19 protein-coding genes and 2 pseudogenes are annotated in these 19,576 nt (G+C 56.9%); 14 read left to right on the top strand and 7 right to left on the bottom strand.

All coding sequences use genetic code 11. From position 1 onward, the window contains the following. Together B5D61_RS12835 and B5D61_RS12840 are read right to left on the bottom strand one after the other, a co-directional pair. Window positions 1-392 (bottom strand): annotated as a pseudogene (locus B5D61_RS12835) (hypothetical protein); the annotation flags it as partial. A gap of 225 nt (window positions 393-617) precedes the next feature. Then, window positions 618-1,484: a sugar phosphate isomerase/epimerase family protein gene (locus tag B5D61_RS12840; protein ID WP_078813807.1), complete on the bottom strand. Its 867-nt coding sequence runs from the start codon at window positions 1,482-1,484 to the stop codon at window positions 618-620. 265 nt (window positions 1,485-1,749) lie between these two features. On the opposite strand from B5D61_RS12840, the gene B5D61_RS26305 reads away from it, so the two are divergent. The 8 genes from B5D61_RS26305 to B5D61_RS12880 all read left to right on the top strand — a co-directional run bounded on the left by B5D61_RS26305 (window position 1,750) and on the right by B5D61_RS12880 (window position 7,718). Then, on the top strand, window positions 1,750-1,962 hold the full coding sequence (locus B5D61_RS26305; RefSeq protein ID WP_176159404.1) for a hypothetical protein: 213 nt from the start codon (window positions 1,750-1,752) through the stop codon (window positions 1,960-1,962). Window positions 1,963-1,969: 7 nt separating this feature from the next. Further along, window positions 1,970-2,611 carry an HAD family hydrolase gene (locus tag B5D61_RS12850; RefSeq protein ID WP_078813809.1) on the top strand — a complete coding sequence of 214 codons (642 nt, stop codon included), beginning with the start codon at window positions 1,970-1,972 and terminating at the stop codon, window positions 2,609-2,611. Further along, entirely contained in the window at window positions 2,608-2,970 is a 363-nt protein-coding gene (locus tag B5D61_RS12855; RefSeq protein WP_078813810.1) for a dihydroneopterin aldolase, read from the top strand. The genes B5D61_RS12850 and B5D61_RS12855 overlap by 4 nt, the downstream gene beginning before the upstream one ends. 40 nt (window positions 2,971-3,010) lie before the next feature. Then, the gene (locus tag B5D61_RS12860; RefSeq protein ID WP_245846534.1) at window positions 3,011-3,676 is read left to right on the top strand and encodes a sigma-70 family RNA polymerase sigma factor; all 666 of its coding nucleotides are present in this window, start codon (window positions 3,011-3,013) and stop codon (window positions 3,674-3,676) included. A gap of 57 nt (window positions 3,677-3,733) precedes the next feature. Continuing rightward, entirely contained in the window at window positions 3,734-4,243 is a 510-nt protein-coding gene (locus B5D61_RS12865; protein WP_078813811.1) for a hypothetical protein, read from the top strand. A gap of 58 nt (window positions 4,244-4,301) precedes the next feature. Beyond that, window positions 4,302-5,624: an APC family permease gene (locus B5D61_RS12870; protein WP_078813812.1), complete on the top strand. Its 1,323-nt coding sequence runs from the start codon at window positions 4,302-4,304 to the stop codon at window positions 5,622-5,624. Window positions 5,625-5,701: 77 nt separating this feature from the next. Continuing rightward, a complete protein-coding gene (locus B5D61_RS12875) occupies window positions 5,702-6,532 on the top strand; it encodes a superoxide dismutase (protein WP_078813813.1) in 831 nt (276 codons plus the stop codon). A 94-nt stretch (window positions 6,533-6,626) separates the two neighbouring features. Further along, window positions 6,627-7,718: a hypothetical protein gene (locus B5D61_RS12880; protein ID WP_078813814.1), complete on the top strand. Its 1,092-nt coding sequence runs from the start codon at window positions 6,627-6,629 to the stop codon at window positions 7,716-7,718. A 124-nt stretch (window positions 7,719-7,842) separates the two neighbouring features. Here the strand turns inward: B5D61_RS12880 and B5D61_RS12885 are convergent, their stop codons facing one another. Further along, window positions 7,843-9,294, bottom strand: coding sequence for a nucleoside recognition domain-containing protein (locus tag B5D61_RS12885; protein WP_139373243.1), 1,452 nt, complete (start codon window positions 9,292-9,294; stop codon window positions 7,843-7,845). A gap of 115 nt (window positions 9,295-9,409) precedes the next feature. Here B5D61_RS12885 and B5D61_RS25735 point away from each other — a divergent pair, with 115 nt between their 5' ends. From B5D61_RS25735 to B5D61_RS12905, 3 genes are read left to right on the top strand one after another with little or no spacing between them, the layout of a single operon-like run. Continuing rightward, the gene (locus tag B5D61_RS25735) at window positions 9,410-10,345 is read left to right on the top strand and encodes a MerR family transcriptional regulator (RefSeq protein ID WP_139373244.1); all 936 of its coding nucleotides are present in this window, start codon (window positions 9,410-9,412) and stop codon (window positions 10,343-10,345) included. A gap of 52 nt (window positions 10,346-10,397) precedes the next feature. Next, window positions 10,398-11,225, top strand: coding sequence for a fumarylacetoacetate hydrolase family protein (locus B5D61_RS12900; protein WP_078813817.1), 828 nt, complete (start codon window positions 10,398-10,400; stop codon window positions 11,223-11,225). A gap of 50 nt (window positions 11,226-11,275) precedes the next feature. Then, window positions 11,276-12,865, top strand: a complete 1,590-nt coding sequence (locus B5D61_RS12905) for an aldehyde dehydrogenase (NADP(+)) (protein ID WP_078814020.1) — start codon at window positions 11,276-11,278, stop codon at window positions 12,863-12,865. Between the two features lie 99 nt (window positions 12,866-12,964). Here B5D61_RS12905 and B5D61_RS12910 read toward each other — a convergent pair whose 3' ends face one another. Next, a complete protein-coding gene (locus B5D61_RS12910; RefSeq protein WP_078813818.1) occupies window positions 12,965-14,200 on the bottom strand; it encodes a class I SAM-dependent rRNA methyltransferase in 1,236 nt (411 codons plus the stop codon). Between the two features lie 89 nt (window positions 14,201-14,289). On the opposite strand from B5D61_RS12910, the gene B5D61_RS12915 reads away from it, so the two are divergent. Further along, window positions 14,290-15,270 carry an enolase C-terminal domain-like protein gene (locus B5D61_RS12915; protein WP_176159405.1) on the top strand — a complete coding sequence of 327 codons (981 nt, stop codon included), beginning with the start codon at window positions 14,290-14,292 and terminating at the stop codon, window positions 15,268-15,270. A gap of 26 nt (window positions 15,271-15,296) precedes the next feature. Next, on the top strand, window positions 15,297-16,499 hold the full coding sequence (locus B5D61_RS26640) for a M20/M25/M40 family metallo-hydrolase (RefSeq protein ID WP_217698973.1): 1,203 nt from the start codon (window positions 15,297-15,299) through the stop codon (window positions 16,497-16,499). A 209-nt stretch (window positions 16,500-16,708) separates the two neighbouring features. On the opposite strand, the pseudogene B5D61_RS27075 reads toward B5D61_RS26640, so the two are convergent. The 3 genes and pseudogenes from B5D61_RS27075 to efp form a co-directional block, all read right to left on the bottom strand. Beyond that, window positions 16,709-17,098: pseudogene (locus B5D61_RS27075) on the bottom strand (GNAT family N-acetyltransferase); the annotation flags it as partial. 9 nt (window positions 17,099-17,107) lie between these two features. After that, complete coding sequence (locus B5D61_RS12930) at window positions 17,108-17,461, bottom strand: hypothetical protein (RefSeq protein WP_078813822.1); 354 nt, start codon at window positions 17,459-17,461, stop codon at window positions 17,108-17,110. A gap of 272 nt (window positions 17,462-17,733) precedes the next feature. Next, complete coding sequence (efp, locus tag B5D61_RS12935; RefSeq protein ID WP_078813823.1) at window positions 17,734-18,300, bottom strand: elongation factor P; 567 nt, start codon at window positions 18,298-18,300, stop codon at window positions 17,734-17,736. Between the two features lie 230 nt (window positions 18,301-18,530). Here efp and B5D61_RS26310 point away from each other — a divergent pair, with 230 nt between their 5' ends. After that, window positions 18,531-19,394: a DUF4268 domain-containing protein gene (locus B5D61_RS26310; RefSeq protein WP_176159406.1), complete on the top strand. Its 864-nt coding sequence runs from the start codon at window positions 18,531-18,533 to the stop codon at window positions 19,392-19,394. Window positions 19,395-19,576 lie beyond the last annotated feature (182 nt).

Genomic DNA, 19,576 nt, shown 5'->3' on the forward strand with positions numbered 1-19,576 from the left:
TCCACCGTCACGGCTCCCACGTTGATCTGCTGGAAGAACCACTGCTGCAACGGCGGGAACACCGCTGTGTTGCGTGCTTGGGAGAACTTGCCAAAGAACCGGCTGTAGGTGCTTTGGCTGGGCAGGTTCACGTAACCAAAAAGGGCCGCTAGTGTCGAGTCCTGACGCAGCCAGTCGCAGTGGATGTAACGGCTGGCTCCTGTCCAGATCCCGAGCCAGAAGCTCTCAATGATGTGCACCGGATCATAAGCGCGGTTAGAGCCGCCTTCCGGCAGATCCAAGGTGGCCAGATGCTCACGGATGCCAGTCTGGTCAATAAAACGCTTGAGGATCGCTAGGCCTCCAAAAGGCGTCACGGACTTGTCGGAATACTCAATGGGTAGATTCACCATCACGGTGATCCTGCCACATCTCCCCCTCTCTCGTCCACACGCCCTTTCATCTCCCTCTTTGGCTTCCTATTGCATATTCCGGCTTATCCTCGTTCAGACAAGCTCGGTGGCAAGAAACGGCACTTCAACCGGGGGACAACAAAAAAGACAGGCCGTGGGGCCTGTCTTGGGAAGCATGAGGGCTGGTAGCCCTCACACCCGCGATGCTAGACTCGGAACCGTGGCTTACAGGCCGACGATCGGGTAGAGATTGTCTTTGCACCACTGACCGTTCTGGAGGGTGACACCATCCGGATCTTCGACAGCGATGTGGGCCTCGTCTTCGCAGATGATCCAGCCTTCGTAGTTCCGCAGGACGAGCCACTCGGTGATCTTGTGGAAGTCGAGCTTACCGGTGCCCATCTGAGCCCACGGCTCAGCACCGTTGCCGGAGTAGTCTTTGTAATGGATGTGGTTCACCAGATGCTGCCACTTATTCAGCGTAGCGATGACGTCCATGCCACCACGGATGATGTGACCGACGTCTGGGGTCCAGCCGGTGACGGTGGGGTCCAGGCTGCTGAGGACGACATCGTAGTCTTCCTGGGTGCGGACGATGGAGGCTGGGGGGCTGTTCGGGTGATAGGAGGCCTTGATGCCCAGCTCAGCGGCTCGCTTGGAGACGGCGTTGACGTTTTTAGCCACGTTCAGTCGGCGATTCTGGAGGTCCTTGGTGCGACCGCTCGGCAGGGTCACAGTGCCCAGCATGGAGCCGGGGAAGTGCTGGAGGAAATCCAGGGTGAAGTCAGCCGCGGCGCGCTCATTCGGAGCTTCGGTTTCACCATCCCAGGCGCAGACGAGGGCCAGACCGGCGAGCTTCATGTTATACTGCTGAAGGGTGTCCTTGAGCTTGATGGGATCGCAGAAGTCACCGAGCCAGTATTTGCCACAGCCGAGGGCGCTTTCCGAGATCTCGAGCACCATGGGCTCGATGCCGGTGAAACCGGCTTGGGAGGCGATCTTGATCATGTGGTCCAGCTTGTTGTCGTAGCCTTTGCCTGTGCCCTGCATGAACCAGGTGTAGACTTCGGAGCCGAATTGAATTTTTGCCATTGTGGTAGGGATGGGTTCGGTAGTTGGGGATGGATCGCTAAGAAAAAGCGCCGGGAAATCCGGAGCGTGCCATTTGAAACGACGGCTTTCGGGATGTCCAGCAGTGAATTTGAGGGGAAGCGAGGAAAGGCGGAGGTCTTCAGGATTCAGGCTGTAAAAGACAAGGAATCGGAGACGAAGGTTACACGGCTGACGGCGACAGGGAGAAAGGAGATTGCAACGCGAACGTGCTGCTTTAAAAACGAAGCCCTCAGGATTCTTTCGGATGAACTACATCGCCCTACTTTTGCTCATGGCTCTGGCCGGTTGCAGGTCTGGCACGCCTCAGCAGGCCAACTTTTACAATCCGAGGACCGGGGCCGACCAGGACCGAGCCAGCAATTCTTTTTTCAACTCCAATCTCGGCAGCTACCGGGCAACGCCGCGCTACCGCCCCTTTCACACTAACGCGCCATCCTCCAGCGCGAACCCGTCCTGATTCCCCCATGATCCGAAACCTCATTCTCGACTGGTCCGGCACGCTGGCCGATGATCTCGGTGCGGTCATCACCGCGACGAACCGGGTGATGGCCCACTATGACAAGCCGCCTTTCACCCGGGAACAATTTCGGGAGGTCTTCCAGCTCCCTTACACGGAGTTTTATCGCAACATCCTGCCGGACACCCCGCTGCATGAACTGCAGGCACTGTATCTGGAGCACTTCCCGGAAGATGATCAGCATGAGGTGCCGATGATCGAGCACGCGCGCGAGTTTCTCCAATTCGCCCAGGAAACAGGCCGACGGATGTTCGTGTGCAGCAGTGCGCCGCTGGAGCATGTGCAAGCGCAGGCGGAGACGAATGGGGTGGCGCATTTCTTTGAGCATCTGCACTGCGGAGTCATCGACAAATGCGGCCACGTGCATGAACTCCTGCGTCAACATCATCTGCTGCCGCAGGAAACGGCTTTCATTGGGGATATGCGTCATGATATCCTGGCGGGAAAAGCGGGCGGGCTGATCACCATCGGCACCGCCACGGGTTATGAATCTGTGACGACCTTGATGTCAGCGGAGCCCGATATCTTAGTGAAGAATCTCTCGGCTCTGACCCAACTGATGCGCCCCCCCATCCCCTCCCACGCATGAACTCCCCTGCCCCCTTGGACGAAATCCGCCTTCATGGCCTGGACCTGCCGGTGCAGATCGGCGTGCCGGAAGAGGAGCGGGCGGGTTGGCAGACGCTGCAAGCGGACGTGGTGATGCGCATCGAGCGTCGGTTTGAAGCCATGGCCGATGACCTGACCTGCACGATCGACTACTCAGCGGTGGCGATCCGGCTGCGAAATCTGGCAGCGGAGCGCCCGCGGCAACTCATCGAAACCCTCGCTGCCGAAATGTCTCAATGCATTTTGAGCGAGTTTGGTGCCAAAGGCGTCACAGTGACACTCCGCAAACGTATTCTTCCTGGCTGCGATTGTGTGGCTGTGCATCTGACCCGCCCCTGATTCACCCTCAACTCCCAAGAAAAGCTTGTCTGACTCCCCGATGAATGGTTTGCTTCAAAAATCGTGCGACACGGATCGCCCGGTGAGTGGACGCATGGAGACCCCGATGGATCAGCCCCCAACGAATGTCAGCGCAGCTGAAGATCGCGCGCTGGTGGAGCGTGCTCAGGCTGGAGATACCCGGGCCTTCGATGAACTGATCCGCAAATACACTCCGAAGCTCTACGGTCTGGTCTATAACATGACCTCGAACCGAGAGGATACCGCCGATCTCCTCCAGGAAATCTTTGCCAAGGCCTATCGCTCCCTGAAGCGATTCATGGGAAAATCGTCCTTCTACACCTGGATCTATTCGATCGCGGTGAACATGACGCTGAACTTCCTGAAAAAGCGTGGCCGCTACGCCAAGGTCAGCCTGGATGATGTGGATAATGGCATCCACAACGATCCGGATTTTGTGAAGCTCACCACGACGAATCGCGACACGGTTCGGGAAGTGAATATTCACGAACTGCAAAAAAGATTGAACGATGCCATGATGAAGCTGTCGGAAGATCACCGGACCGTAGTGACACTCTATGATGTTCAGGGCCTACAGCACAACGAGATCAGCAAGATCCTTGGCGTGTCTGAAGGCACTGTGAGATCGAGATTGTTCTACGCCCATCGTCTTCTCCAGACCTATCTGGAAGATTTTGTAAAGTGACATAGTTCCTGCTAACACCTGACAGAAATCCCGCCCAAAACCGACGATCTATCTACCATGAACGACTTCGAAAACATTCAGCGGCTGCTTCGACTCAAACGGTATGAAACTCCCGGTGAAGATTTTGTGGAAGACTTTGTGACCCAGTTCCGCGAGCGCCAGCGGTCTGAGCTTCTTCGTCAATCTGCACGTGGCCTCCTCTGGGAACGCGTGAACACTTTTTTCAGTGATCTTGTATCGCCAAAATGGGCGACGGCTGCAGCCACAGCAGCATTCGCCATCACGGCAGCCTGGGCCACTCTGGGTGTGGTGGGTAATAGCCACAACAACTCCAGCATGGCTGTTGCCGCCGCTGAACCTCTGCCGTCGGCATTACAAAATCGCCCCTCCTTTGCCGTGGACAGCGAGTTGATTAAAGAGGCTACTCCGCAGAGCGATGCTCTGAAAATCGAGAGCATCCTGCTCAGTCGCCACTTCGAAGGCGATGATGCAATCGCGCTGACAAGCTCGGGCTCGATGGCACCGATCTCGACCGAATTGCTGCCCGTCAGTGATTTTGGCCGTTGAGTTGCTTGCATTCTGACCGAGGACAGGATTCAAATGGATTCTGTTCCTCGGTTTTTTTATGCCTACCCACAGCTCTCCAACGAAGCCGGGAGTTTCTCTTCTCACAGCCACGGCGGTGGTCGTGGCCAATATGATCGGCACCGGGGTCTTTACGAGCCTCGGCTATCAGGTGGGCGGTCTGCCTTCAGGCTTCGCCATTCTCGCGCTCTGGGCTGTGGGCGGCATCTGCGCTTTCTGTGGTGCTCTCGCCTATGGCGAGCTCGCGGCCGCACTGCCCAGATCCGGCGGTGAATACCATTTCCTCTCCCGCATCTTCCATCCCGCAGCGGGTTTTGTTGCTGGTTGGCTCTCGGCCACCGTGGGTTTTGCGGCTCCGATCGCTCTCGCAGCGATGGCCTTTGGCAAATACTTCACCGGAATCTTTTCGGGCTTTTCGGCGCTGCACTTATCAATAGGAGTCAGCATCCTCGTGACCCTGGTGCACATGCGGGGAATTCAGGTCGCCGCTCGATTTCAAAATCTGGCCACCTGGGGTAAGGTAACCTTGATTTTGGTCTTCATCATTGCAGGAGCTCTGCTTGGAGAGGGCCAGCCCATCACATTCTCACCTGTCCCTGGTGATGCAGCCTTGCTTACCAGCCACTCCTTTGCAGTCAGTCTGGTGTATGTGATGTATGCCTATGCTGGCTGGAATGCGGCCACTTACATCATTGGAGAAATCCGCGAACCGGCAAAGAACGTGCCGCGCGCTATCGCCTTCGGCACCGGCTTGGTAGCCCTGCTTTATGTGGGACTGAATGCCATCTTTCTCCATGCCGCCCCCATGAGTGCTCTGGAGGGCAAGATCGAGGTCGGCCATGTCGCTGCAGACTATATCTTTGGAAAGGTCGGCGGCAATTTGATGTCTGGGCTGATCTGCCTCGGCCTCGTCTCCAGCATCAGTGCCATGACCTGGGTGGGGCCGCGCGTGACGATGTCGATGGGCCAGGATCTGGCACTGCTTCGCCCTTTTGCCGTGCGCACCCGTAGCGGCGTCCCCATCGTCGCGCTGCTGGTCCAACTGGCCATCGTGATCGGCCTCTTGCTGACGGCCAGCTTCGAATCCGTCATGAACTACGTTCAGTTCAGCATTCAGCTTTGTTCCTTTGCCACCGTACTGGGAATGATGATCCTACGCTGGACTCATCCTGATCTCCCACGCCCCGTGCGCTGCTGGGGATATCCCCTGACTCCGCTCATTTTCCTGGGCATTAGCCTCTGGATGTTAATCTTCGTTTGGCAAGCAAAGCCCACCGAGTCTTTGGCTGGCTTGGCCACCATTTTGGCGGGCCTCTTGATCTATCTCCTTTCTCCAAAGAGCCCACAGAAAGCCTGCGACTGATCGAAGGGAACGGAGATTACCAAATGGTAATTTTAGTGATCTTGCCGTGTTTTTTGTTTTTCGGATAAAATCTCCGAATGCCTCTCTCACAGACGACACGTCGCGGTTTTCTGACAACCCTCACTGCTGCGCTTTCTAGCTCAGTGTTAGGCAGTGATGTTCCCCCCACTCCTCTGGGAGTGCCGCTGCGTCAAGAACCTTTGGCCTTCGCCTTTGAAGAGCTTGAGCCCTTCTTGAATGCCCGCACCCTGCGCCGACATTACGAGGAGCACCACGCCAACTATCTCCGCGAGCTCCGAGAAACGCTTGCCGCCGCCGATATGACGGTCGGGAATGTGACCTCCCTCATGCCTGGCATGAGCCACATGGCCCATCCGCCCAGAGCTGACTCCAAGCTGCCTCTGGGCAGACTGCTCAGCAGTGGCCTCTCCTTTCAGGAGCCGCAAAAGCTCTCCAAAGAATCCCTTAAAGCCATTCGAATGGCAGGCGGTGGACATATCAATCACACGGTCTTTTGGCGCTTTCTCTGCCCACCTGAATCGGGGCCCTCGGGCCCGCAAGGGCGGGCAGCAAGAGCCATTGTCGAAGATTTTGGCAGTGTGAAAACCTTTCGACGGGTCTTCAAGGAAGCTGCTTTAGCCCATCCTGGATCAGGCTGGGCATGGCTCACCTATCGCCCAGACGGTTGCCTGGTGGTCAGCACCACGCCCAATGAAGACAATCCCCTGATGAAGGATCACATCCCCTGGCACCTAGCGGGCAGACCCATCTTGGCGTTGGACCTGTGGGAGCACAGCTACTGTGAGCAATATGGCGAAGATCGAGAGCAATACATCGATGCTTGGTGGAAAGTGGTGAACTGGGAGTTCGTCGGTCATGCCTATGAGATCGTGACGGCCAAGGTCTAGCCAGCCATCATCAAGCATAAGAAAAAATCGCTTTTCTACTCGCTAGCTGGCGGGAGGGCTGCTGTAGTTTGCCCGTGATCGTTTTTTTCTGTGCATGAAAAGACTCTTCCTCGGCCTGCTTTGTTTCGTTAGTCAGCTTCAGGCTGTTGCGCCTCCCGATCATCAGGCACGTTTTCTAGCCGGGCTTTCCGTGGATGCCACTGAGCTAGAGCCATTCGCCAGAGAGGCATCTTGGGCCGATCACTCATCGGCGTTTCATCGTGCCTGGCTGGATCTTGAGGAGAGGCAGTTATCCAAAATCAGGCAATGGATGCCCACCACCTTGAAATACATTTATGAGGATAGCAGCCCGCTGTTTTATACCTTCAGTGGCCCTGATTTCCTCTACGCCAACACCTTTTTTCCAAACGCACAAACCTACATTTTATGCGGTCGTGAACCTGTCGGCACGTTGCCCGATGTCGCCTCACTCAGCAGTGGAGACCGAGCCAATGCGCTGGGTAATCTACGCACCGCTCTGAATGCTATTTTAAGCTTTAGCTTCTTCATCACCGCGGATATGAAGAACGACCTGACCCAGACTCAGCTCAGTGGCACCATCCCTGTGCTCTATGTCTTCCTTGCCCGAGCAGGCTGCCGCGTTACCGATGCGCAACTGGTCAAACTGAATGATGCCGGGGAACTCACGACTGGAAAATCGAAGACCCCAGGAGTGAGAATCTCCTTTATCGGCACCCAAGGCCAATCACAGACGCTGTATTACTTCACGACGGATCTGTCCAATTGGGGCATCAAAAGCAATCCCGCCTTCATGCAGTTCTGTAAGAGCCATGGGCAAGGCAATGCCTTTGTCAAAGCCGCCTCTTATCTCATGCACATGAGTGAGTTCACCACGGTGCGAGATTTCCTCCTCTCCAATAGCCGCAGCATCATCGAAGACGATAGCGGCATCCCCTTGAAGTTTTTCAATGGCAATGACTGGATGGTGAGCTTATACGGTTACTACCCAGGTCCTATCGAGCTCTTCAAACAACACTTCCAAACCGATCTGGACGCCGCCTTCAAGACATCGACCGCCGGCCCCATCCCCTTTGGCTTCGGGTATCAATGGAAACCGGGGGTTTCTTCCTTGATCGTAGGCACCGCCTTCCGCGCCGCCCCCAAGGCCGTTCCCGTGCAGGAGTAATGATTTATTTGGAAGTCATCTCTTCGAGAATCACGGCAAGAATGGATGGCCCATAAACCTAATTTTAGGTTTGCTGCGACGGGTTATTCTTATGATTAGCTCCTGGTGTTTAGCTATCGATTCATCAAGCAAACATCAGCCTACCAATCACGACTGACATGGTTAGGCCAACGAAATCGGCTGTCAGTCCCGCAGCTAAGGCATGCCGAGTCTTGCGGATGCTGATCGAGCCGAAATAGACTGCCAGCACATAGAAGGTCGTCTCCGTGGAACCAAACATGATGGCGGCGGTGTATTTGATGTACTCCAGGATGTCGCTACGAGCCAAGAGTTCATTGAGAATACCCAGAGAGCCACTGCCGCTGAGCGGCCTCATGAGGGCCATGGGCAGAAGCTCCACCGGGAAAGCAATGAGATTGAGCACGGGGGTGAGGACGTATTCCAGAATCAAGAGGGCACCAGAACTGCGGAAGATGGCCAGTGCGGCCAGCATGGCGACCAGGAAAGGCATGATTCGGGTCGCCACCGAGAACCCCTCCTTGGCACCCTCCACAAATTCTTCATACACCTTCACGCCTCGGATTAAAGCGACCCCGAGGGTGATGACGAGCAGCAGAGGAATCGCGACACCAGACGCGCCATCCATCAGACGGCGTAGCGGGCTCGCCTGTGCCGTGGCGTCAGCCGTGACGGCAGCGCTTGCAGCTTTAGCTTCGGCTGCGCGCTGATCTGCCGCAGCCATCACCTGGGAAAGGCCCGTGGCCTCCAATACCCCTTGGCGTAGGCTCGGAGCGGCGAGTTCCAGGACAACCCCACCTGCAAAAAGAACCAGTAACAGCATGAATAGAAAGCGAGCTTTCGGCGTAGCGCGCTGCGGATGTTCTTCAGCCACGTCCACCGCCGTGGGGCCCGGGGCTGCAACGTCAGAACCGGGATTGGGAGCGGTTAAGGACACATGGGGCGGAGAAGACTGTGGCTGAATACGGAAAACGGGCAACTTTTGCAAAGCCTTCGCCACGAAAATAGCCGTAAGGGTCGTGCAGGCAGTGGCGAGAATGGTTGGCACGATGATCTGGTAAGCCCCCTTCACGCCTGCAGCGCTGAGGTAGTTAATCACCGTCATGGGGATGAGGGTAAAGGCGGCGGTGTTCATGGCCAGGAAGGTGACCATGGCGTTGCTGGCCGTATCCTTATGCGGGTTCAGTTCCTGAAGATGCGTCATCGCCTTCAAGCCGAGAGGCGTGGCATTGTTGCCTAACCCCAGCATATTGGCCGCCAGATTCATGATCATGGCGCTCATCGCAGGATGGTCACGCGGCACATCCGGGAAAAGACGAGTCATAATCGGGGCCAAAGCGCGGGCCGCTAACTCGAGCAGGCCGGCTTTCTCCATGAGCCGCATGATGCCGAGCCAAAACATCATCATGCCCGCCAGTGGCAGGGCGATATCCATCACGGCCGTCTTCGAGATATTGAGGGCAGAGGTGATGACGCCACTGTCTCCCGTGAACCTTCCGAGCAATCCAGCGACGAGTAGGCCGATGAGAATGAGTGACGCCCAGATATAATTCAGCATGCCGCCAAGAGGAATGCCTGAAGAAGAAGATTCAACCCGAACTTTACTTGAAATGAGTGCATCGCCAGTTCCCCTGAAAACGTTCTTGCCGTAAGATACTTTGTAAACTTGATCTATGCATTCCACCATCCAGGCCGCGAGTATCCGCAGTGGGTTGAGCCCACACGTCATCCGCATCTGGGAACGGCGTTATGAGGCGCTGACACCGACCCGGACAGGCACGAACCGTCGCATGTATTCCGAGGACGACATCTCCAGACTGGTCCTCCTGAGAGAGCTGACAGAAAAAGGCCATCGGATCGGCAGCATCGCCCACTTGAGCTCCGAAGAGCTAGATAGCCTGCTCAAAAAGTCCCTCACCGAGTGCGTTTCTCTACGGGTCAGTTTCTCCGTGGATTCCATGGGCGATGAAGACACCGAACACGGCTATGTCGTCCTATGCAGTGAAGCGGCTAAAAATTACGACTCGGACCGTTTACGCAGATTGCTCCTCCGTGCCCGTCTTCAGTTTGGCCAGCGAGCTCTCATTCTCCGAGTCATCTGCCCTCTCATCGCCCACATCGGAGAATCTTGGCAAGCCGGGGAGATGCGCCCAAGTCATGAGCACATTGCGACAGCCGTGATTCGTGAGATTCTAATGACCCCAGTCCCTGGCAGCACTGTGGCCACGAATGCACCTGAATTGGTGGTCTCGACTTTATCCGGGGAGGTGCATGAACTGGGGGCACTGCTGGTAGCCGCCTCGGCGCGGGACCTGGGCTGGAGAGTCGCCTATCTCGGACCCAATCTGCCTACCGAGGAAATCGTGGTCTGTGCCCGGGCTCGCCGGGTTCGAGCTGTGGCTGTCAGCCTCGTCTATCCAGATCAATGTCCAATCATTGAAGAAAAGCTGGTGAAACTGCGAAACTTGCTGCCCGAATCCATCGCCCTCGTTGTGGGGGGGCGCGCAGCCCCTGGTTATCAAGAGAGGCTTCAGCTAAGCAATGTCTGGTGGGGGCAGGATCTGGACAGCCTTGACCGGATTTTAAATGAACTGTCCACCACAAGGTGACTCTGAGGTTTGACACGGGAGGTGCACCCGCTACGCTCGGCTTTACCCAGCCATGCATCTCTATCGCACCACACACGGCGTCTATCTCTACAACGATCCACATTGGTATCGCCTCGCCGACTTCGAATGGGATGCATTATTCAATCATGAAAATCTGCATGCCTACCTGGAAGAGGTCGCCAGCACCTACACCGCTGTTCCGGAACCAGCCGCAGATACCCTCCTGGCACCGATCTCCTCGCAAGAAGTTTGGGCCGCCGGTGTGACCTATTTCCGCAGCCGCACGGCACGCATGGAAGAGAGTAAGGATGCCGGAGGCGGCACCTTCTATGACCGTGTGTATGAGGCTGTGAGACCCGAGATCTTTTTCAAAGCCACTCCACAACGTGTGGCCCACCCAGGACAGTCCATGCATCTGCGCAGCGACTCCACCTGGATGGTGCCAGAACCGGAGTTGACGCTGGCCATCAACAATCAAGGGCAGATCATCGGTTATACCGTCGGCAACGATCTTTCCTGCCGGGACATCGAGGGGGAAAACCCGCTGTATCTCCCCCAGGCCAAATGTTTCAAACTCTGCGCAGCCGTGGGCCCCTGCCTCCTGATCACTCAAGCGGCATTGCCCCAAGAGACCCGCATCCAGCTTAAGATCCAACGCAGGGGAGAAACGGTCTTTGAAGGTCAAGCCACTCTGGATCAACTGAAGCGCACCCCGAGCGAACTGGCAGGCTTCCTTTATCAGGACAATACCTTCCCCACCGGAGCCCTGCTGATGACAGGAACCGGAATTGTCCCGGGTGACGAATTTACCCTGCAACGGGGTGATCTGGTCAGCATCACGATTGACGGGATCGGCACTCTCGTGAATCCGATGGGCTAAGCTTGCAAGCCACCTCCCCCACTTCTTTTACCCGCCCTTTCCCCTGCCCCATGATCACCGGACACCAACTCATCGCCGGCCGCGAAGCCCCTTGCGACCACGCCCCCTATCACGCTGTCAATCCCACCACCAACGAGTCTCTGGAGCCAGCTTTCTGTGAAGCGACCACCGCCCAGGCAGACGAAGCGCTTCGGGCAGCCGATGGAGCCTTTGATGCTCTGCGCAGTGCCGCCCCAGAACAACGTGCTCAGTTTCTAGAAACACTGGCTGACGAAATCTTGGCACTCGGAGACACGCTGCTTGAGCGTGCCCATGCCGAGACGGCACTCCCCATGGCCCGCCTCACGGGTGAGCGGGGTCGAGCCATCAATCAGTGCAAGATGTTTGCCACGCTGATTCGAGAAGGTTCCTGGGCTGATGCCACCATCGACCGTGCGCTGCCGGACCGCCAGCCCCTGCCAAAGCCGGACGTCCGTAAGGTGCTGCTCCCCATCGGCCCCGTGGTGGTCTTTGGTGCCAGTAACTTTCCCTTCGCCATCGGCGTCATCGGCACGGATACCGTCTGCGCCTTGGCGGCCGGATGCCCTGTGGTGGTGAAAGCCCACCCCGCTCATCCCGGAACCTGTGAATTGCTCGCTCGCGCCGTCTTCAGTGCTCTACGCAAGACGGGGCTGCCAGACGCCTGTTTCTCCATGCTGCATGGCCGTGGCACCGAGATCGGCATTGAGTTGGTGAAACATCCACTTACACAAGCCGTGGCCTTCACTGGCTCGCTCCGTGGGGGTCGCGCCCTCATGGACGTGGCGGCGGCACGTCCCCAGCCGATCCCCTTCTACGGCGAGATGGGTTCCATCAACCCCGTCTTTGTCTTGCCAGGTGCCCTGAAGGAAAATGCCGCCAAAGTGGCCGAGGCATACGTCACCTCCGTGACCATGGGCGTGGGGCAATTTTGCACCAACCCTGCCATCGTCCTTGGGCTGCAGAGTCCGGAGCTGAGCCAGTTTGTCGAAAAAGCTGGAGAGTTCGCTCAAAAAGTGGCTCCGCAATCCATGCTGCATAGGGGCATCTGTGAGAGCTATGATGCCGGCACCGCCGTGTGGGCCACCATCAATGGGCTGCAATTGGCCGGCCAATCCTCCGCCGAACCTAACCATGAAGCCACCCAGGCGGCCTGCCGCATCTACACCACCACCCTGGATGTGCTGGAATCTCACGAAGAACTACGCCGCGAGGTCTTCGGCCCCTGCTCAATCGTCACCCAGTGCCCCACTCAGGAAGAGATGCTTAACTTTGCCCGAGGGCTGGAAGGTCAACTCACGGCAGCTGTCCATGGCACGCCGGACGACCTGCGCGAACACGCGGCCCTCATCCGTGTCCTGGAGCGCAAAGTCGGACGCATCATTTTCAATGGGTTCGGCACCGGCATCGAGCCCTGCCCTTCCATGCACCATGGAGGCCCTTATCCCGCCGCAAGTCACAGCTACTTCACCAGCATCGGCACCGACAGCATCTACCGCTTCGTGCGTCCGGTCTGCTATCAGGGTTTCCCCGATGACTGCCTGCCTGAAGCCCTCCAGAATGCCAATCCCACCCAAGCACTGCGCTACGTGGACGGCAGCTACACCCGCGAAGGGTTTTAGGATACACGACGTTCGATAACTATGGAGCACTCTCCAGTCTCTGGAGAGTGCTCTTCCTTGGCCAATCTAATAGACGGCTAACGAGACGAGAGGCCTAACTCACACCACCACGGCCCACACCACCTTCAAATACCGGCTCTCGGGGCAGTTGGACATGACGGGGTGGTCCATGCCGGGGCCGGTGTGGTCGAGGATTTGCAGCTTGCGACCGTGACGGTGGGCGACGCCGACGACGAGTTCCTCGAAATCGGCGGGGGAAATGAGGCCGGAGCAGGAGCAGGTGACGAAGAGGCCGCCTCGCTTGACGAGCTGAATGGCGAGGCCGTTAAGGTCGCGGTATTTAAAGATGCCTTCCTCCTGGCTATCGCGGTGATGGATGAGTTTGGGAGGATCCAGCACGACGGTGTCCCAGAGCTCGCCGTTTTTGATCATCTGGCGGGACCAGCCGAAGGCGTCGCCCTGGGTCCAGTTGATCTTGGTTTGGTTGAGGTTGGCGTTTTGCTTGGCCTGGGCGATGGCTTTTTCATCGAGGTCCACGCCGGTGACGTCTTCACAGCCGCCGATGATCTTGGCGGAGAGGGCAAAGCCGCCGGTGTAGGTGCAGAGATCGAGAACGCGGCCATGGGCCATCTGACCGAAGCGGAGGCGGTTGTCGCGCTGGTCGCAGAAGAATCCCGTCTTATGACCGTCCTCGAAGTTGACGAGGTAACGGACGTCGTTTTCACGGACGCGGACGACGCGGGGGCCGGGATCATCCACCTCGGGCACCTCGCTGATACGCATGTTTTCGATCAGGGAGATATCGGGATCGGTCTGGATGACGTGGTTGCTGGTGCCGAGTTCCTTATGAAGGAGCGGCAGCCAGCGGCGGATGCGACGCCAGACGCCGAGGGTGGTGACGAGGATGGAGAGGGTCTGAGCGTAGCGATCGACAATGAGGCCGCTGATGCCGTCGGCATCGGAGTGGATGACGCGGTAGGCTTCGGTGGTTTTATCCAGCTTCAGGACATCACGACGCAGGCGGATGGCCTGGAGGAGGCGGGCGTCGAGATCGGCCTCGGTGAAAGGTTCACTGCCGTGATGAATGACGCGGAGAGGGACGCGGGCTTTGGGATTGAGGAAGCCAGCCCCGAAGAGGTTGCCCTCTTTGTTATAGACGTTCACCAGATCCCCAGCGGCGGCATCGTCGGAGGTGGCACCGACCATGTTGGGATAGATCGCCGGATGGTAGGAGAAATACTTCATCTGCGCCCAGGGGCGTGCCCAGTTCTCACTGCCAGCAGGCGGTGGTTTAGGGGCGGAGGCGGGACGGCGCTGAGGATAGGGACGGGACATGGGCGATGCGGCTGGAATCGGCAGCTATGGCACAGGTTTTGGAGATTTCACTTCTCAATGCACAGAAACCGTCGTCATTTTGCTCCACCATGCCGGAAATCGAGCTGAAAACTCTGCGTCTGACGACCCCGTTTCGAATCGCTCACGGAGCCTCGTCGGAGCGACAGGTGCTGCGACTGCGGGAGGGCGCGGCGGTGGGCGAGGCTCCCTTTGTGCCGTATTACGCGGATCGTCCGGAGGATTCGCTGGCTTGGCTCCAGGGGGAAACGCAGGGGGAGATGCCGCGCCCGGTTCGGCTGGCTCTGGATCTTTTAAGGCTGGATCAAATGCCTGAACCGACTTGGCGGGTGGCAGAGCAGAGCCTGGGGCCGGGGAGGAAATGGGCGGAAATCCTGGCCTGTCGTTCCTTCAGCATTCCCACCGATCTGGCGGCCTTCGCGGAGCAGGTGCGGGAGACGGCGAGGCAGTTTCGCGTGCTGAAGCTGAAGCTGGGCAGTGGTGATCTGGCGCATGATGAGGCCATCGTGCGCACGGCTTCTGAGAATGCGGCTGGAGCCACACTGATGGCGGATGTGAATGGTGGCTGGACGGTGTCGCAGACTGAAGAACTGCTGCCGAAGCTGGCCCCACATCTGGCACTGGTGGAGCAGCCGATTCATCACAACCTGGACATCGCAGGATGGCAAGCGTTGGCAGCTGTTAGACAGCGGGTGGGCTTGCCTCTGTATGCCGATGAATCGGTGCAGAATGCGGAGGATGTGCAGCGTCTGGCACTCTACGTGGATGGGGTGAATGTGAAGCTGCTGAAGTGTGCCTCTTTCACCGGTGCCGTGGAGATGATTCAGGCGACTCGGCAATGTCGGTTAGGCGTGATCCTGGGTTGCATGATCGAAAGTAGCCTGGGCACCACGGCGGCGGCGCATTTGGCACCCTGGGCGGATTATGTGGATCTGGACGGCCACCTGTATCTGGCGGATGATGATTATGTAGGCATCACTTTTGATGCCTCGGGCCATCTGCAAATGCCGGAGGGATCGGGAATCGGTGCCAAGCCGCGTCATCGTGTTTAAAATGGAGAGCGTATCGTATGAGCGACATGATCGAAGAACTCACTGCCAGTGCCCAACGTCATTTGCCGAAAGCTCTGGAGTGGCTTCAGCGCATGGTGGAGATCAATAGCTTCACCACGAATAGCGAAGGCGTGGAGTCTTTGGGCCGACTGACAGCGGCTTGCTTTGCCCCCCTGGGCTTCACGGCGGAGCTCGTGTCTGCACGGCACTTGGAACACGGACCGCATTTGTTTCTGCGTCGGCGAGATGCTGAGAAGAAGGCTGCGCCGGTGGTCTTAGTCACGCATTTGGACACGGTTTTTCCTCCTGAGGAGGAGAAGCTCAATCACTTTCATTGGCAGGAGGAAGGCTCTCGGATTTACGGTCCGGGCACCGTGGATAACAAAGGCGGCACCGTGCTGATCTGGCTAATGCTGCGCACGCTGCGGGATGTGTTGCCGGAGCTGTTTGAGCAGACGCATTGGCTCATCGCTGCGAATTCCGCGGAGGAAGTCATCGGCTCTGACTTCGCCGAACGGACGACTGAACGATGTGCCGAGGGAGCGCGCTGTGTGTTGGTCTTCGAAGGTGGGCCCGTCGATAAGGCGGGATATCACATCGTAACCTCCCGCAAAGGCCGACTGGAATATCGCATCTCTTGTGAGGGAAGAGCTGCCCATGCGGGGAGCAATCACGCGGTGGGTATCAATGCCGTGGTGGAGCTAGCACGAGTGCTGCCCTATGTGCATGCGCTGAATGATCCTGACGATGGCCTAACCGTGAATGTGGCCCATGTGCAAGGTGGCACGGTGCTGAATCGCGTGCCGCATCTGGCCCAGGCTGAGCTGGAGATGCGTGCCTTCGATCCCGTTGTGCTGGAAACCGCAGGGATGGCTCTGGAAGCCATGGCGGGCAAGACGGATGCGGGCGCGACGATCACCGTGGAGCGAATCGGCACCACCGCCGCTTGGCCGGGAGGTGTGGAAACGCAGCGGCTTCTTGAAGCCTGGCAACAAGCGGGTGCTCAAATGCAAATCCCTGTGCTCTCCATGGCTCGTGGTGGCCTCAGCGATGCGAACTATCTCTGTCACCTTGCGCCAACACTGGATGCCATGGGGCCTGCGGGGGGCAATGCGCATTGCTCCGAGCGCAGCGCCGATGGTAGCAAACTCCCCGAGTATGTGGAGCCGGGTTCCTTTGTGCCCAAGGCAGTGATGAACATCCTGGCGCTGATGGGGCTGCAGGGGTAGGTGGCATTCCGGAGGTCTCGAACCTCTGTGCACTGGGATGAATGGAGCCTAACTGGATGGTTGTTTTTTGCCAACCGATAAAGCACGTGCGGTCGCAGCGGGTGGTTTTCCTCCAGGGCGGGATGCAGAAAGTCGTCGCAAGGATCGTGGGTGAAACCGAGACGTTCCATGAGGCGGCGGGAACGGTGATTGAGGACAGCGGTGAAGGAGACGAGCTGATTCAGGCGACGTTGATGGAATGCATCATGAATGGCCTGCTGAGCCGCAGCATAGGCGATGCTACGGCCCCAGTAAGCACGATGAAGGCGCCAGCCGATCTCGATACAAGGAGTGAAGTGAGCGGTAAACTTGGGCTCGGACAATCCGGTGAATCCAGCGAATTGCCCCTCCACCTCGACGGCCCACAGTCCCCACCCGCGTTGAGCGATGCCGTCACGAAAACGCTCGAAAGTGGCCCGAGATTCTTCCTCCGTCAGAAGACGAGGAAAGTACTGCATGACTTCTGGATCAGCGTTCATGGCTGCAAAGGGGACGAAGTCCTCCTCGCGCCATGAACGGAGCTTGACGGAAGGTGTCATGGAAGAATGAACGCTGAGCATGCCTAGGCATCACCTCAAACGGTTGCCACAATGTGGGCAATGGTAGCTTTTGCCGAACCAGTCGTTTGAACGGGAACGTTTGTCACAGGTGCTACAGAAATAGGTATTACGGATGGTCAAAAAAATGATGCCGGCGACGAGGACCATCCACACCGGAATACTGAGATACTGCTTCCAGCTTATCAGGAGCAGAATGACGACCCCGATAAAAATGACTCCGGCGGCAATGGCCCAACGATCAAACCACTTTTTCTTCTCCTGGGGTGTCGGGCGTGAACGAACGTGAAGTGTCGACCCAAGGGCAAGAATACCCCAGACAATGGCAAAGGCTATGAAGAGGATCGCGTCGGGGTCGTTTTTCATAAGCTAAACGGTACGTTAAGCGGATATCGGTGCAATTCTTTGATGCATGGCGATGCAGTAAAAGCGTTTCATGAACTCATCGGGGATGACGCGATTTTTTGGCTTACGTCTTGTCTAAATAAGCGAGTCCCAAAGCGCGATTGAATCGATTCCACACGGTGGTTTTGCTGCTTGCTGATGGGAGAATGGCTTCAGTAAATCCCACAAAAAAAAGCCCCGGCTTGTGACCGGGACTTGGAGAGGTTTTGAATGGGGTTAGGCGAGCGAACGAATTAGTTCGCGCGGCCCAGGTAGCTGTTGTCTTCCGTCTTGACGCTGATCTTGTCACCAGGGCCAATGAAAAGAGGCACCTGAACGATCAGACCGGTTTCCAGAGTGGCTGCCTTGTAAACGTTGTTGGCGGAGTCGCCCTTCACACCTTCAGGGGACTCGGTCACTTCCATGACCACGGATGGTGGCAGTTCGATGCCGACGACCACATCGTCAGCGAACTGAACAGTGTATTTCTGACCTTCGATGAGGTAGTCCTTGGCGTTCTTCACCTGACTCTCCATGAGGATCACGTCCTCAAAGGTTTCAGGGTGCATGAAGTGATAATCTTCGCCGTCCTTGTAGCTATACTCATGCGGCTCACGGTTCAGGTTCACGGACTCCAGAGACTCGTTGGAAGTCATGCGCAGGTTATAAACCTTGCCGGTGCTGAGCGTGCGGATGGACATCTGCACATAGGACGCCATACGCGGAGGCGTCTTGAGTTCGAAATCGGACACAGTGCAGACTTCGTTGTTGTAACGAACCGCGTGCCCCTTGCGGAGGTTGATGACTGGGGTAGATGCCATAGAGAGCGAGGGTTTTAGGCGTAAATGCGGGAAAAGCAAGGATGGATTCGCTCGCAAGGCAAGGTCTGGCGGTCGGAATGGTGGCCCCAAATTGCCGCTCCGAGAGCCCAACCCGCAGCCCAAGACCGTTTCTGTTCTGTTGGACTCAGGATCAAGCTAGGAGACTTTAGAAAGGCTAAAATATGCAAAAATCCATGACAGCATCCCCGACAAATCAGTAAGGTAGCTTCATGAGAGTTCCCGAGTTAGGCCGTTTGGAAAAGGTATCATTGAGAGAAGCTTGGCTGACTGAAGCTCAAGACTTTACGCCATGGCTTGCTCAAGGAAAAAACCTGGCTCTACTGGGGCAAGCCTTGGAGATGGATCTGGAGACGGAGTTCCAAGAAAAGCGGGTAGGACCGTTCCGGGCGGACATATTATGCCGAGACCGCTCGGATGACTCCTGGGTCCTGATCGAAAATCAATTGGAGCGCACCGATCATTCTCATCTTGGGCAACTTCTTACCTATGCAGCAGGCCTTTCGGCGGTGAGCATCGTCTGGATCGCTGAACGCTTTACCGATGAACATCGAGCGGCGTTGGATTGGCTGAATGAAAAGACCCAAGAAGGGGTGAACTTCTTTGGGCTGGAGGTCGAATTATGGAGAATCGGAAATTCACCCGTAGCCCCTAAGTTCAATATCGTCAGCAAACCCAATGCCTGGACAAGGCGAGTCATTGAGGCGCGACATCCTAACAACGATAAACAGCAGTTGTGCCTCGATTTTTGGCAGCCCATTTACGATCAAGTCCAAGCGCAAGACCTTCCCCTCCAACGGGTTGCCCCCCTGCGTCGTAAAGATACGGTTTTTATGGTCGGCTGGCATACCTTTCGACTGAAGGCTTACTTCAGCACCGTTAAAAAAGAGAGCGCGGTTTGGATTTCCTGTCGTGGCCCTAAAGGGCTTGAAAACTTTGAGACACTCAAAAACCACCAATACGAGATCGAAGCAGCCTTTGGGGAGGCTTTGCAGTGGAGTCCACAGCCCCTTAAAAACTCAGGCAGCATCCTCACTACCCTCTCTCAGTATGGGGCTTCTCATAAGGAGACTTGACCTCAGCAGCAGCAAGAAATCAGCGATCGGCTCATTCGGCTCTATCAAGCCGTGAAGCAGTTCATCGAGCCCTTAGATACTTCTCACGGAGAGCCATTGGGCGAGATTTCCGAGTAAAGCCACGAACCTTGGAGTGAAGACAAAGCGCGAAACTTTCTTTCCCTCCCTAACCTGAATCCCGT

Origin of the sequence: Prosthecobacter debontii (assembly GCF_900167535.1) — a bacterium.
Lineage (GTDB): Bacteria > Verrucomicrobiota > Verrucomicrobiia > Verrucomicrobiales > Verrucomicrobiaceae > Prosthecobacter > Prosthecobacter debontii.